Origin of the sequence: Dyadobacter flavalbus (assembly GCF_006149045.1) — a bacterium.
GTDB classification, from domain to species: domain Bacteria; phylum Bacteroidota; class Bacteroidia; order Cytophagales; family Spirosomataceae; genus Dyadobacter; species Dyadobacter flavalbus.
In genome coordinates this window covers 89,913-104,195 of record NZ_VBSN01000049.1, presented here as the reverse complement: position 1 = coordinate 104,195, position 14,283 = coordinate 89,913, and the positions used below count along the sequence as shown (strand labels likewise).

11 protein-coding genes are annotated in these 14,283 nt (G+C 47.1%); 2 read left to right on the top strand and 9 right to left on the bottom strand.

Features of this window, described 5'->3' with window-relative positions:
* Positions 1 to 7 precede the first annotated feature (7 nt).
* Entirely contained in the window at positions 8 to 1,897 is a 1,890-nt protein-coding gene (locus FEM33_RS16400) for a PAS domain S-box protein (RefSeq protein WP_139013085.1), read from the bottom strand.
* A 101-nt stretch (positions 1,898 to 1,998) separates the two neighbouring features.
* Positions 1,999 to 2,409 (bottom strand): DoxX family protein, encoded by a 411-nt coding sequence (locus FEM33_RS16395; RefSeq protein ID WP_139013084.1) that lies wholly within the window; start codon positions 2,407 to 2,409, stop codon positions 1,999 to 2,001.
* Positions 2,410 to 2,532: 123 nt separating this feature from the next.
* Between FEM33_RS16395 and FEM33_RS16390 the strand changes: the two genes are divergently transcribed.
* On the top strand, positions 2,533 to 2,886 hold the full coding sequence (locus FEM33_RS16390; protein ID WP_139013083.1) for a winged helix-turn-helix transcriptional regulator: 354 nt from the start codon (positions 2,533 to 2,535) through the stop codon (positions 2,884 to 2,886).
* Positions 2,887 to 3,160: 274 nt separating this feature from the next.
* Positions 3,161 to 4,084 carry a hypothetical protein gene (locus FEM33_RS16385; protein WP_229214275.1) on the top strand — a complete coding sequence of 308 codons (924 nt, stop codon included), beginning with the start codon at positions 3,161 to 3,163 and terminating at the stop codon, positions 4,082 to 4,084.
* Positions 4,085 to 4,226: 142 nt separating this feature from the next.
* Here FEM33_RS16385 and FEM33_RS16380 read toward each other — a convergent pair whose 3' ends face one another.
* The 7 genes from FEM33_RS16380 to FEM33_RS16350 form a co-directional block, all read right to left on the bottom strand.
* Entirely contained in the window at positions 4,227 to 7,685 is a 3,459-nt protein-coding gene (locus FEM33_RS16380) for a PVC-type heme-binding CxxCH protein (RefSeq protein ID WP_139013082.1), read from the bottom strand.
* 278 nt (positions 7,686 to 7,963) lie between these two features.
* Positions 7,964 to 9,199 carry an SGNH/GDSL hydrolase family protein gene (locus FEM33_RS16375; protein ID WP_139013081.1) on the bottom strand — a complete coding sequence of 412 codons (1,236 nt, stop codon included), beginning with the start codon at positions 9,197 to 9,199 and terminating at the stop codon, positions 7,964 to 7,966.
* 418 nt (positions 9,200 to 9,617) lie between these two features.
* The gene (locus tag FEM33_RS16370) at positions 9,618 to 10,166 is read right to left on the bottom strand and encodes a hypothetical protein (protein ID WP_139013080.1); all 549 of its coding nucleotides are present in this window, start codon (positions 10,164 to 10,166) and stop codon (positions 9,618 to 9,620) included.
* A gap of 146 nt (positions 10,167 to 10,312) precedes the next feature.
* Entirely contained in the window at positions 10,313 to 11,134 is an 822-nt protein-coding gene (locus FEM33_RS16365) for an alpha/beta fold hydrolase (protein ID WP_139013079.1), read from the bottom strand.
* A 208-nt stretch (positions 11,135 to 11,342) separates the two neighbouring features.
* The gene (locus tag FEM33_RS16360; RefSeq protein WP_139013078.1) at positions 11,343 to 12,248 is read right to left on the bottom strand and encodes an NAD(P)/FAD-dependent oxidoreductase; all 906 of its coding nucleotides are present in this window, start codon (positions 12,246 to 12,248) and stop codon (positions 11,343 to 11,345) included.
* A gap of 285 nt (positions 12,249 to 12,533) precedes the next feature.
* The gene (locus tag FEM33_RS16355) at positions 12,534 to 13,235 is read right to left on the bottom strand and encodes a type 1 glutamine amidotransferase domain-containing protein (protein ID WP_229214274.1); all 702 of its coding nucleotides are present in this window, start codon (positions 13,233 to 13,235) and stop codon (positions 12,534 to 12,536) included.
* 126 nt (positions 13,236 to 13,361) lie between these two features.
* Positions 13,362 to 14,276, bottom strand: coding sequence for a helix-turn-helix domain-containing protein (locus FEM33_RS16350; protein WP_139013077.1), 915 nt, complete (start codon positions 14,274 to 14,276; stop codon positions 13,362 to 13,364).
* Positions 14,277 to 14,283 lie beyond the last annotated feature (7 nt).

The window sequence follows — 14,283 nt, the reverse complement described above, 5'->3', positions numbered from 1 at the left end:
GTTTATCCTAGCTTTCCCTGATTGTAAAATAGAAAGTCGTTCCTTGTCCCGGTTCCGATTCGAGCCAGATTTGCCCCTGATGACGTTCCACTACCTTTTTGGAAATGGCCAGTCCCATTCCGGTTCCCGGATAATCCTTTACGGTATGCAGCCTTCTGAAAACATCAAACACTTTGCTCAGATCATGATGTTCGATCCCGATTCCGTTATCGGCTACTTCAAATTTGACATATCCGTTTTCCGCCTTGCACCGGATTGTTATCTGCGGCACCTTGTCGTCGGTGTACTTCAGCGCATTGCTCAGCAGGTTTTGAAGAAGCTGAACAAGCTGGATGCGGTCAGCCTCGATATCCCGGATTGCCGGATCAATTGCCACTGTAATCCTGGCATCTGAGGCATCAATGGAACCTTTCAGGTTCTGCAGCGCATGATCGATGAGATTGGTTACACTTATTTTTTCTTTAACCAGTTCATTTTTACTGATCTGTGAATAATCCAGCAGATTGGCAATCAGGTCCTTCATCCTGTTTGCAGCATTGATCGACTTTTCAAGATACGTTTTCAGGTCCTGAAACTTTCCTTGATCCAGCTTCATGTTCATCAGCTGCAGAAAGCTTTTCAGCGTCCGGACCGGCTCCTGAAGATCATGGGAAACAATGGAAGTAAACTGTTCGAGTTCCTGATTGGCAGCCGACAACTCGGCGTTGGTGGCAGTCAGCTCTCTGGCCAGCTGGCGAGAACTCTGGTAACTTTCCTTAAGTGCCTGTTCCGTTTTTTTTCTTTCGGTCAGGTCCCTTGTAACTTTTGAAAAGCCTATCAGGTTTTTGTCCGTATTGTAAATGGCCGTAATGACAATGTTCGCCCAGAAACGTTCTCCGTCTTTTCTCAGCCTCCAGCCTTCTTCCTCATATTTGCCAACAGCTCTTGCCACGGTAAGTTCATAAGCCGGCTTGCCGTTGAGAATATCTTCTTCCTGATAAAATATAGAAAAATACTTGCCTATAATTTCCTGCGCGTCATATCCTTTGATCCTTTTTGCACCTTCGTTCCAGCTCACGATCCTGCCTTTTTCGTCCATCATAAAAATTCCATAGTCGCTGACCTGCTCTACAATGGAACGATAGCGCTCTTCACTTTCCCGCAGCGATTCGGCATTCCGCTGGCGTTCGGACAAGTCGCGGGTTACTTTCGAAAAGCCGATCAGTGCATTATGCTCATTATAGAGCGCAGTGAGTACGATACTTGCCCAGAAAACAGAACCGTTCTTTTTTACCCGCCAGCCTTCTTCCTGATACATACCGGATTCTCTGGCAATCCGGAGTTCCATTTCCGGCTTTTTACTGGCAAGGTCATCCGAAGTATAAAAAACCGAAAAATGCTTGCCTGTGATTTCGCCGGCAGAATAGCCCTGAATGTACCTGCCTCCATCGTTCCAGGTAACAATATGGCCTTCCGTATCGAGCATGAATATGGAGTAATCCTTTACGCCTTCCACCATGAGGCGGTAGCGCTCTTCACTTTGCCGCAGGCTTATTTCTTCTTTTTTCTTCTCGTTGTTGTCACGCAAAACACAACTGTAGCCCTGAAATTCCCGTGCATCGTCAAACATAGGCGCCAGAATCGCCTGTCCCCAGAAACGGCCATGCTCTTTTTGGGATTTCCAGCCTTCTGATACGAACCGGCCCGTTTTGAAAGCCATGTTCAGCACATATTCCGTTTTGATGCTGTCGGCTTCTTCATCGTTTAACTTTGAAAATGATTGATTAAGCAGTTGATGTTGCTCATAGCCAGTAATATGCGTAACCATCGGGTTACAGTAGGTGATATAGCCATCTTTGTCGAGCATCAGAATGCCATCCGCGATACTATCAAGCAACAAATTCCATTTCGTGAACATCGGCTATTTTCAGCTGTAATTAATCAGCCAAAATTAATAAAGGCGTGCTTTCTACCAAACAGCCATTTTTACAGTTTTTACAATCCACCATTTACAATCTGTTATTTGGGTAAAACGGGGACTTTCCTGAATCTTCCCCAGGCAATAAATGCGGCAGTAATGGCAAAGAAAACATTCGCCCCGATGACCTGACTTTCATTTCTCAGGATATGAAAAGTACTTGCGCATACCATCAGTATAATAACCCCGCATGCTGTAACCGGCGTCAGTTTCGGCTGGATACGGATCAGCGCAGGCAGTATCAGTCCGGTTGCTGCCAGGAGATCAATGACTCCGGTGAAATTCAGCAGCGCGGCAGAGACCTCGCCGGTCCACGGCCACATGATAGATAATTTTTCAGCGGGATAAAAGAGTTTCATCATGCCTCCCCAGGCCAGGCTGCCGGCAAGTAATACCTGTGCTGTCCAAAGCGCATAATGCATTGTTCCTGAAGATTTTTTTTGTTTGGTCATGTCAGTATAAATTTTTGTCATGCAAACGTATTTATCTTTGCTTTCCGCCCGGTAGTACTTCCATTCCGGATAGCACTATCCAGTTGGATAGTATCGTAAAAACCTTATATTCAAGAAGCAAGAATGTTGACCAAAGGCGGATGTCCGAAAAATGCGCTTTCCATCAAAGATGCGCTGGAAGTACTGGAAGGAAGGTGGAAGCTGCTGATCCTGTTTGCGTTATCGACGGGTAAAAAACGCTTCGGGCAGATTTCAAAGGCGGTTCCGGGTATAACCGATAAAACGCTGTCGAAAGAACTGAAAAATCTGGAAGCCAATAAGCTGATCACGAGAAATGTTTATGATACTTTTCCGCCTACCGTGGAGTACGCCATTACGGAACATGGAATGTCGCTTGAAAAGGTAATGGAAGAACTGCACTTCTGGGGACTGGCACACCGCAATCTGATCATCGGAAAGCCTGTAAAGGCAGATTAACGAATGATGGTCTGTCAAAAAGTTTATGCCGGTTAGTCAGCATGCAGGATTTTGTACAGTTCCGTGTACCCGGATGAACGTTGCGAATTTTGCTTGGGTTCAGACGCTTGTTGTCAGGAACTTAATTGCAAACAAACAATGTTCACGCAGCATACCGGAAAGATCATTGGCAGATAAAATCAGGCTGCATAATCTCATTGGTTCCGTTCAAAGTTCGGGGTTTTTTGAAATGCGCGTACATTTTTAAAGAATTTTCCATTCAATACATAACCTTATGCTGTTTCGCTACTGGAAAGCGGCCGCCGTTTGCTGCTGCCTGTTGCATGCTGACGCTTTTTGCCAGGCACTGAAACCCGGACTGTCCGGCATGGCGCCGTCCAAATGGCTGACTTTCAGGAATACGCATGCTCCGGGAAAAGTATACAGTTTCCCGAATGCCGGTTCCCGGCGGTACACGCATGAGGAATATTTCGCAAGAGTATGGCTGCCGGTTGTACACAGCGAAAAGGTGACGGTTTTGATGGGCCCAAGCTATCGTACCGAGCAGTTTGAACTGAAAACAACGGGTGAAAACCCGATCAGCAGGATGAGTAACTGGAACCTGCGTTCTTACGCGGTGGACATTAATTCGGTGATCAGACTGGACAGCAGCTCATGGCTGATTGCAACTTCGCACTTCAATAAAAGCGGAAATACAGCCGAATTGTCTCTGAAACAAATTCCGGTCAATTATACGTTGTCCGCTTCCTATCTCCGGAAAAAGTCGCTGAACAAGGAACTGGGTTTTGGTATTTTGTTTAATCAAAGTTATAAACTGACTATTCTGCCTGTTCTGATCTATAATCATAACTATGCTGAAAACGCCGGTCTTGAAATCATGCTTCCAAAGAAAATAGCCTGGCGGAGAAATCTTTCGGCAAACGATATTCTTTATCTGAAAGCTGAATCCGTTACAAGAACGTATTATACAAATCACTGGGCAAGCGAAGTTCCTGACGTGTGCAGGCGGGTGGATGTGGATATGGGCATAACCTATAACAGAAAACTGGGCAGTCTGATCGGAATGGAAGTTTCGGCCGGGTATAGAAAAAATTTAAGTACCAGACTGATTGAAGGCGCTGTTCCGCTCCGCACTTCCGGCTTCGCCATGACTTTCGACCTGTACATTCAGCCGCCCAAATTCAAAAGGAAGAAGTAGCTGTTAGCTTTAAGCGATCAGCTGACAGCTTAAATTTAACAGCTACAAAATAACAATATAAAAATAGCCCTGACATGGCAGCAAACGGGTTGCATGCTGCTTTGTCAGGGCTGTTTTTTTAAAGAATACTTCCGTTTTCAGTTTATCTTCCCATAACCAGACGCGTTTGCGCACCTCCGTTCTCTGCATCCTGCAGTTGCACGCTCAGCGCATTCTGCCTGAACAACTGCCGGTCAATGGCCAGGGTAAAAACATGAATTCCTTGCGGAAGATCAGCAACGATGCCGTTTTCGCTTAGCTTGACCGGTTTTTTGTCAATCCAGGCCGTAATGCCGTCTGTCGAGTTAAAGCCGAGGTTTACATTTCCTTTGGTCAAAATTTCAATTTCAAACCGGACCATGCTGAAACGTTTGCCGTTTTCATTTACCATTTCCGGGATTTCGTCCATCGGCAACGTGCCGGCTACTTTACTGTAAATCGGCTGCGTAGTTACTTTTGCTCCCTTTCCGGTCATGAAAGATCCGGTGCTCAGCATTTTGGCAGCCGTTTGTTTATCAGCACTTACATATTCCCAGTTTCTTACAAAGCGTGTATTTGACACTCGAAAGTCGCCCGATTCTCCCATTTTGGAAAGAAACCCGACAAGATCCACAAATTCCTGCTTGCTCAGGCTGGCAGTCAGTCCCGGAGGCATCAGCGATCCCGGAACTTTTTCCATCACCTGAACCTGACTTTTGGCAACGGAAACTTCCTTGCCGGTAACGTCGCGTATAGTGATTTCCGAATTACCGTCGCTGATGAGATAACCCATCAATTCGGAGCCATCCTTCTTGACTACCCGTTTCAGGTCGTACCCTTCTTTGATGGAAAGGTTTGGATAAAGAATGGAACGGATAATGGTTTCTGCCGGTGAACTGGTGCCGAGGCTGCTCAAATCGGGGCCGATACGTCCGCCCGCGCCGCCGATGGCGTGGCATGTTGTACAGCTTGTGCCGGCTCTGCGGAAAATGAGTTCGCCTTTTGCAGGGTCCGCTTTATCCGCCACTACTGCGGCCAGGCTTGCAATATCCCTGTCACTGAGTTCCTGAGGCATGTTCTGAACAGGCAGCGTTCCGCCGGAAGCTTCCAGTGCTTTGTTGAGTGCCGTAATTTCCGTAATTCGCTGACGTGTCCAGCCCGCGCGCGTCTGTACTAGCTGTCTTCCGATTTTTGCGGTTGCTTCCGGGATTTTATTGGCTGCAATCGCGTCAGCCAATGCCGCTGCTGCCGGATTGCTTGGGATGAATGCCATGAAAAGATCACGCATATCGGTATCCGCCGGCAAAGTCCGCATCAGTTCCGTGGCAATGCGAGCGCCTTCGGCGGGATTGTAAGCGGCTAGCTGCGAAGCTGCAATGATGCGTACTTCAGGCGTGTTTTTCGGGCCTGTCATTTCGGTTATGAGCTTTATTGCTTTTTCCCTGTCGATCATGCCCAGCGCGCCCAATGCCGCTTTTTTGGTGCCGGGTGTTCCGGTCTGGACAAGGCTGGTCAGGCGGCCGTTCAATTGTTGCAGTTTCCATAAACCGGCCAGGCGAATGGCGCTGAAACTCGTCGTTTCATCTTCGTTTCCGATAAATTCAGCAATGCGTTCAGGGTTTTTGTCCGGATTTACTTTCCGCTGGCTGGCTGCATCCACCAAGGTTGCCAGTTGTGCATTCACATTTTTGTCCTTGTTCTGTACCGTCAGGTCAAGCAGCATGTTCAGGTCTGCAGTCTGGCCATATTTGGCAATGGAACTGAGCACATCTTTCTGATATTCTTCCGGAACCTGGTTTTTCCCGTATAAACTAATCAGTTGTGAAACTGCATCTGGCGAACTCACAGATTTCAGAGCATAAACCGTCTTTCTGGCATCGCCCAGAAAATCAGGCTGTGTTTTCACGCGCGATACCCATACCGGTTCCAGTTCACGGACAGTCTGCCAAAGCGCGAAGTCCAGAAACTCGTCCATTTGGGAGTCAAGAACAGAAAGTGCTTCGCGTGCTGCTTCCGGCGTTTTGGTTTTACGAAGTGCAATAACCGCTTCCAGCCTGACCTGCGCATGTTTGTCTTTCACGGCTTTGGCAAGAATAGCCGGTACATTGGCAATTCGGGTATGCCAGAATTCCAGCGCACGCAAGCCGGCTGCACGCGCATTGTGACTTTCAGCGTTGATCACGTTCAGTAACAGCGGCTCATTCACAACATCCAGTGCCTGATATACCCAAAGTGCTTCCAGCAGATGGTGTTCATAGTTTTTATCCTTTTTGTCCAGACTGCCAACCCAGGCCTGCAATGCCGGAATTACTTCCTTCGAGCCGCGTTCTTTCAGCACCTGTCTTGCATTGGCGCGTGTAAGGTCTTCCGGTACTTTCAAAGATTCGAGCAGCTCGCTGACAGGAGCCTTGTTCAGTTTCGGCGTTTTTACGAGAGGACGGTTTTTAGCCACTACTTTCCAGATTCGCCCGTGTTCCTGATCGCGGCGCGGATCAAAAAAGTCCACTTCTCCGTGCTGGATAATCGGATTGTACCAGTCGGCAATATAAATGGCACCGTCCGGGCCTACATTAATGTCAACCGGCCTGAATGCAACATCATCTGTCCAGATCAGGTCTTCCATTTGTTTGGATGAAAAGCCGCTTCCCTGTTCGCTCAGCTTGAAACTGTTCACCCGGTTTGCCCGGAAATCATTGGTGATCATTCTTCCCTGCCATGCATCCGGCAAATGCCTGCCCGAAACCACATCCAGTCCGCTGTGCTTCGGCTGGCCGGGATTGAGGCCGCGGATAATCCTTTCGGCACCCTGTGCAGTCACAAATGTAGCACCCGGAAATGCATAGTTGATGCCTTCTCCGCCGGCGCCATCTGTCATGAAAGATTGTCCCCACTGATCAAACTGAAGTCCCCACGGGTTCACAAGTCCTCTGGAATACACGTCCAGTTCCAGCGTTTTCGGGTTCAGCTGCCAGGCGCCGCCTGCTTCCAGTCTTTTAATGCCGAAAGGCGTTTCCACATGGCTGAAAATGTAAATGGACTGGTTGAAATACAACTTTCCTTCCGGCCCCCATCTGAAAGTATGGATCAGATGGTGCGCATCGCCGGTACCGAAGCCGCTCAGGATACGGCGTCTTTTATCCGCTTTTCCATCACCGTCGGTATCGGCAAAATGCAGTATTTCGGTTGAGTTGGCAACATATACGCCGCCATCGCCCGGAAGGATGCCGGTCGGTGTGGTCAGGCCTTCTGCAAAAATGGTCGTCTTGTCGGCCTTGCCGTCGTTATCCGTATCTTCAATGACAAATATTTTGTCATTGGCCACTTCACCGGTTTTAAGGTGCGGATAGGCGGTACTGCTTACCACCCAGAGGCGGCCATCGGCGTCCCAGTTCATCTGGATCGGTTTTGCCACCAAAGGCTCTGCTGCCCAAAGCGACACTTCAAAACCTTCGGCCACCTTGAAGGAAGCAAGTTCCTTGGCAGGATCCGGATCTTCATATACATTTCGCTGGTTTACCGATGAGGTCATCAGCACGATCAGCGGCAAAATCAGGGTTCCGTAAAATAGATTTATTGCTTTCATGTTTGTCTTGCGGTTGGCTGCTAGCTATTGGCTTTTAGCTTTTAGCAGTTTGCTTTGTTATTAAATGATGTTTTTCTTTCCGTTTTGTTCTTGAAATTTAATTTAACCTTGCCTGATGTGTGTTAATGACTGTCAAATCAAGCAAAATCAAACTTTACACTGCCCAATAATCCAACTCCACTCACGCTTATAGTCATACGGGCCATCACAACCCATAACCAATTCACGTCACTTATCACCTGACCATGGCAATCCATGACCATCTCATGTCCCTTTTTTCACTTCAAAACACTAAGCTGGTAAACTGTCTCCTTCGGCATGCGGTTCAGAGCAATTTGCCCTTCGAGATATTTAATCAGAATACTCTGATCTTCAAGATCTTTAACGTGTTTGCCTTGCTCGTAGGAACGGAATCCGATGATGTATGTTTCATTAATGGGCCGGTACTGAAAAAAATGAAGCTCGTTTTTCTGATTGATCATTTCCCGGATTTCAGTCGCTTGTGTATAAGACGGGCCCTGCTTTATTTCGACCCCTTTTTCCCAGTCACCGGCAGAAGCTGTGGCAATCTGGATGCCGTTGGCAGTGAGCGTGTAAAAGCCTTTTTTCAAACCGGTAACTTTTAGTACCGGCGCATCATCAGGCATTTTGGCAGCTGATGCCGGAGCCGGAAGCGGAAGGAACTTTTCATGGATCGTAAATTTCAGATCATTGCCCGAGCCAAGCATTTTGGCATTGCCGGAAGCAACTGTTTCCTTTTTGGAAACAGTGATGGCGGCTGTTTCTTTCTCTGCTTTCAGGCCCAATCCTTTTTCCAGCACATTGGCCAGATAATAATATCCGGTTTCATTCAGGTGAACGCCGTTTTCAATGATATTTTCCTTTTTACTGATTTCCTGAACAGGTTTGTAAATGTCAATAAACTGCTTGCCGCGTTCGGCTGCGATTTTGGAAATGGCATTGCTGTACAGTTCCAGATCGGCGTTGCGCTTCGAAAGATTAATGGATGTGTCTTCCGAAAATACCGGGATTGTTGACAGCAAAATGGTTTTCGCACCCAGCGAATCTATTTTATTGAGCAGGCTGTTCAGGCCGTTCCTGAAATTGGCCAGGCCGGCTTCTCCTTCCTGCGCTTCAATGCCGCCGTAACCGAGAAAAACGACGGTGGGTTTGGCATCGGCAATGTTCCGCATCAGATGCTGATAGGCAGTAGGCGGATTGGTGAACGTGCTGCGGGCATCGCCCCAGACATTATCTCCCGACCAGCCAAGGTTGCGAAAGGTTACATTGCGGTCAGGAAAACGCGTAGTCAGTGCAAGTTCCAGATAACCAAACTGGAAGTCGTTTTCAAACAGCGAATTGCCGAGAAACACAACACGGTCGCCATTTTTTAAATCAAATCCGGCTTTGTCGACGGATGTACTTGCCGGCTGGTTCTGGGCCCGGGCCGGATTGCAAAGGAATGTAATGAACAACAATAAAACGAGGCTATACATAGCCGGTAACTTTCTCATGCATTTTGGGTTTAGGTAATGATTTTACTGATCGTTGGCAGCCCGTTTACTGAACTGTTGCTTACATGCGCAAACTGATTTTCTTATCCGTCAAATTCCTTTGTGCGCATAAGCAGGCGTAACCGGGCTGCAAACAAGGATTACAGTAAAAAAAGGATTATTCGGTTATTTTTACTGTTCGTTATCTAGTTGATTATTTCCGGAGTGAAGCTGGGCTGCATTCATGGAATTACATTTGTATAAAGTTTCCTGAACCGGGAAGAGCGGGATGTGCAGGAGAAATAAATATTCTGGCAGGAAAAATTTAGTCTGAAAATCTGATCCTGTTTAAATTCCGGATTCAGGCCGGGATTTGAATGCGCATGTATTTCAGAAAACGAGATTGTTAAACCGGGAACTGTTATTGGATGCGAGCGTTCTATTTTACGGAAAGTTTGCCGATCGCTTTCAGGATTGCTGCTCTGTTTTTGCGGTCTTTGATGAAGTTGGGCAGCTTTTTAACCATGGTCGTGTAATTCGTTGTAAGCCGTTCCCTCAATGTCGATGACACGTAATCTTGGATTTCATTCAGATGCCTTCTGTTCAATGCCCAAAAAGCATTTCCCTTGACTTCACATTGCAGCCATAACGGTAATCCGAAAATCGGATCGGATACGCCGCAACTGTTGTATTTGATAAAATATTCCTCATTGCGCGGCTGCAAAGTTCTGACAATGCCGCAATGTGGACATGAGATAAGGATGCTACTTACTTTCTGATTATTATTCGGGATATGTTCCTCAATGGCATTTCCGCAATTGTCACAATTTCTTTTCACGATTACTTGATACCTGATTCTTTCACTTCGTTTTTCAACAAAATGACAATGGTAGCAGGTCAGCTTCGCATCTTTATAATGATAAGATTTGTCTGTCCTTACAAATGCCGCCTGTTTACATTTCGGACATTCCACAAGGTATTCATCCATGTAGGACTGCAGAACCGTTTTTTTTCCTGAATACCTTTTATGATCAGACGTCATGTTAAAAGCCGAATTAGACTGTTTATTTATAAAGAAAGCTGTCAATATAGATGACAGCTTTCTGATTATTAGGTTTAATTCATGTTTTCTTGTTACGATTTAATAAATGCCAGAATATCCGCATTGATGGTTGCCGCTTCCGTGGTCGGCATGCCGTGCGGGAAGCCGGGGTAGGAGATCAGCTTGCCGTTTTTGACCAGTTTTGCCGCTTTTACTGCCGTAAGCTCAAACGGTACGATCTGATCGTCTTCGCCGTGCAAAATCAGCACCGGCACATCCACGCTTTTAAGGTCTTCGGTGAAATCCGTTTCCGAAAAAGCCTTGACACAATCGTAATGTGCTTTGATGGAGCCCATCATTCCCTGGCGCCACCAGTTATGTCTGATGCCTTCCGAAACTTTCGCACCCTCGCGGTTATAGCCGTAAAAAGCCATTGTAAAATCCTGGAAATATTGGGGCCGCTGCGTGGCGGTACCTTCGCGGATTTCATCAAAAACGGACATCGGAATGCCGTCCGGATTACTTTCGGATTGTGCCATTACAGGCGTAACTGCACTGACCAGCACGGCTTTTGCAACGCGGCCCTGTCCGTATTTGGCAACATACCGGATCACTTCGCCACCGCCGGTGGAATGTCCGACATGAATGGCATCTTTCAGATCAAGTGCTTCTGCAAGCTCGGCAACGTCTGCTGCGTAGGTTTCCATTTCATGTCCTTCCGCGCTCTGGCCGGACCGTCCGTGTCCCCGGCGATCATGCGCAATAACCCGGAATCCTTCTTTCAGGAAAAACATCATTTGTGCATCCCAGTCGTCTCCGGACAATGGCCAGCCGTGATGAAAAACAATGGGCTGTCCTGTTCCCCAGTCTTTGTAATAAATCTCGGTGCCGTCTTTTACAGTGATCTTGCTCATGTTGTTTGGGTTTTTTGATGGTGGTCTGTTACTAAACTTTTAAAGATATGCTTTTGTCCCAAACCAAAAAATACCGTCTGCGTATAATGCATTTCATTCTTTGTCATTTCCACACCCGACCCGGATACCGTAACTTCAAAGTCCGCGTTCAGGCTGGGCTCTATGGCTGAAACAGGCTATTTTTTGCTATGTTTTACGGCGGCGTTACTCAGAATGCCTCATCAATTAACGCCTTATTGACAAAAGCGCCAACCATGGCTCCGGACGAAACTGATACGGAAACAGCTCTTCCGAAACTGGAATTGTCACCTGCTGCATAAACGCCGGGCACGGTGGTTTGCTGGAACAGGTCTACTTTAAGCAAGCCATTTTCAGAAAGTTCGCAGCCAAGCTGTTCCGGAATGTCACAATGCTGTGCAAACGGCGGCCTTGCATAGATGGCGGAAACGGCGGACTCGCTGTTATCCTTAAAAACAATGCGCCGGATTTTTCCCTTTTCGTGCGATAAAGCAGCTATTTCATTTTCAACAATGCCGATTCCGTGCCTGGCAAGTTTTTCAGCCTGCTGCTGCGTGAATGTTGATTTTCCGTTGGTGAATACGGTCAGGTCTTTGGTCCAGTTCAGGATCATTTTGGCTGTTTCAAACCCCGCATCACCATTTCCGATAATGCCGGTTTTTTCATTTTTAACCTCGTAACCATGACAATACGGACAATGCAGAATGGAAATTCCCCAGCAATCCGCAAAACCTTCCAGCTCAGGCATCCGATCTTTCAGCCCGGTTGTGAAAATGAGTTTTCTGGAAGTAAAACGGTCCCCTCTGGCAGTTGTAATTTCAAACCCGTTTTCCGTCTGGTTTCCGGTTACAGCCATTCCGTCATAAAAATGCACGGTCGGATATTTCTCTACCTGCGATTTGCCGGAAGCTGCAATCTGTTTCGGTGTTTCACCGTCATGCGTCAGGAAATTATGTGAATGCGGTGTCTGCGCATTGCACGGTTTTCCGCTGTCGATCACCAATGCTTGTCTGAGTGACCTGCCGAGGCTCATGGCAGCGGAAAGGCCGGCATAACTTCCGCCGACAATAATCACTTCAAAATCTGTTCTGTTCATTTTCTTACTGCTTTAATCCGGCAGGCAGCAGAAGGCCGCCAGCTTTTATGTAATGCCGTAAAATTAATGAAAGTTTTTTTATTTGCAACATTGTTGCATTTAAAGAAAAGCAGTTGCTTCGGACGTGTTTTTCCGTTCATTCCGGCATGCTGGCAGAATCGGTTTACTGTACCAAAATCTGAAATCTGTCATGCGTCATTTTATTTATCGATGGATTTTAATACAAAACAGAAAAGCAGCCGGATGGCTGCTTTCTGCTGAAATGCTTCATATGCTTTGTTTTGATCAGCTTACTCCGACCGGCTGGCCTTCCAGGATTTTAATCAAAGCTTTGGCTGCCGGACCAGCGGATAACGGATTCTGCCCGGTTACAAGAAGTCCGTCCACTTCAACGTGCGCTGTAAACGGAATGGTTGCAGAATGAAAATCGGCATTGTTATCTTTCAAACGGGTTTCCAGTTCATAAGGCACATTGCTGGCCCGAAGCGATAACGTTTCTTCTGTATTGGTGAAACCGGTAACCCTTTTGCCGGCAAGAAAACTTGGTCTCAGCAATTCGGCAGCGAGCAGTGCGGCCGGGCCGTGGCAAACAGCAGCCACAGGCTTTCCCGCATCCAATGTATTCAGTATCATACGTCCGCTTGTATGATTGGTCGCCAGATCCCAGATCGGGCCGTGGCCGCCGGGATAAAAAATGGCATCAAACGCCGAAGCATCCACTTCTTCCAGCCGCTTTGTGCTGTTAAATGCATGCTGTGCCGCTTGGTCATCCTGAAACCTGCGGTTGGAAGCCGTAATATTTTCAGTAAGCAGGCTCATCGGATCAACCGGCGGCTTGCCACCCTGCGGACTTGCCAGCTCTATTTTGTAACCCTGATCGATGAACTCGTAATAAGGATCAGTAAATTCCCCCAGCCAGACACCGGTTTTACTGTCCGTATTTTCCATATCCTCGTGCGAAGTCAGAATCATCAGTATATTTTTCATAACCTTGAAATTTTAATGAACATGTTAAAGTCTGATGCTGGCGGAAAAATATCATTCCAGCCCAAATGCCCATCATCATTCCAAATCTTCCCTTATTCCTTTCTCCTGTTTCCCTTATCCCTTTTCTCAATTGAACGACTGCCGGAATTCCAGCGGCGATACATTCGTTTTTGTCTTGAACAACTTGCTGAACGACTGCGGATGTTCGAAACCCAGTTCGTAGGCGATTTCACTGACCGTCCGATTCGTAGTCGATAATTTTTGCTTGGCGCTCTCAATCAGTTTGTCGTGAATATGCTGCTGCGTGCTCCGGCCCGTCAGTACTTTCAGCAGGCTGCTCAGGTAATTGGGCGAAACGTTCAGCGCATCAGCAATGAACTGAACCGTAGGCAAACCTTTATTTACCAGCGATCCGTTGTTGAAATAATCTGCAAGGTTGGTTTCCAGACGGTTCAGGATCTGATGATTGGCGACTCTTCTGGTAATAAACTGCCGGTGATAAAACCGCTCCGAATAAGTCAGCAGCAGTTCAAGCTGGGCAATCATGACCGTCTGGCTGAACTGGTCGATACTGGCATGATATTCCTGCTCGATGTTCTGCATGATGCCGATAATCGTGTTTTCCTCTTTTTCCGACAAATGCAGACCTTCGCTTACCGAGTAGCTGAAATATTCGTAGCGCCGCATGGCATTGGCCAAAGGCGTGTTCCAGAGGAAATCGGGATGAACGAGCAGCAGCCAACCCGAATGCCGGATTTCTTCATCCGCCTCGATTGAAATAACCTGTCCGGGCGAAATAAAGATCATGATGCCTTCGTCAAAGTCATATTCCTGCTGGCCGTATTTCATCTTTGCATTGAAATTCCGTTTCAGCGCAATGGAGTAAAAGTTGTTTACAAAACTTTTCGGTTCGTCCTTTTTCAGCATCTTCATGTCCGCAAAATTGATCAGGCTGATCAGCGGATGTTCGGGCTTCGGCAATCTTCTGAACTGATGAAATTCACGGATCGTCCGGATCGTATACGGCTGCATGTTGGTCATGGCAAAA

Excerpts from the sequence above, each read along its gene's own strand:
- FEM33_RS16385 (WP_229214275.1), top strand. The coding sequence starts at position 3,161 with ATGCTGTTTCGCTACTGGAAAGCGGCCGCCGTTTGCTGCTGCCTGTTG.
- FEM33_RS16380 (WP_139013082.1), bottom strand. The coding sequence starts at position 7,685 with ATGAAAGCAATAAATCTATTTTACGGAACCCTGATTTTGCCGCTGATC.
- FEM33_RS16395 (WP_139013084.1), bottom strand. The coding sequence starts at position 2,409 with ATGACCAAACAAAAAAAATCTTCAGGAACAATGCATTATGCGCTTTGG.
- FEM33_RS16390 (WP_139013083.1), top strand. The coding sequence starts at position 2,533 with ATGTTGACCAAAGGCGGATGTCCGAAAAATGCGCTTTCCATCAAAGAT.
- FEM33_RS16400 (WP_139013085.1), bottom strand. The coding sequence starts at position 1,897 with ATGTTCACGAAATGGAATTTGTTGCTTGATAGTATCGCGGATGGCATT.
- FEM33_RS16350 (WP_139013077.1), bottom strand. The coding sequence starts at position 14,276 with ATGACCAACATGCAGCCGTATACGATCCGGACGATCCGTGAATTTCAT.
- FEM33_RS16365 (WP_139013079.1), bottom strand. The coding sequence starts at position 11,134 with ATGAGCAAGATCACTGTAAAAGACGGCACCGAGATTTATTACAAAGAC.
- FEM33_RS16360 (WP_139013078.1), bottom strand. The coding sequence starts at position 12,248 with ATGAACAGAACAGATTTTGAAGTGATTATTGTCGGCGGAAGTTATGCC.
- FEM33_RS16355 (WP_229214274.1), bottom strand. The coding sequence starts at position 13,235 with ATGAAAAATATACTGATGATTCTGACTTCGCACGAGGATATGGAAAAT.
- FEM33_RS16375 (WP_139013081.1), bottom strand. The coding sequence starts at position 9,199 with ATGAGAAAGTTACCGGCTATGTATAGCCTCGTTTTATTGTTGTTCATT.
- FEM33_RS16370 (WP_139013080.1), bottom strand. The coding sequence starts at position 10,166 with ATGGATGAATACCTTGTGGAATGTCCGAAATGTAAACAGGCGGCATTT.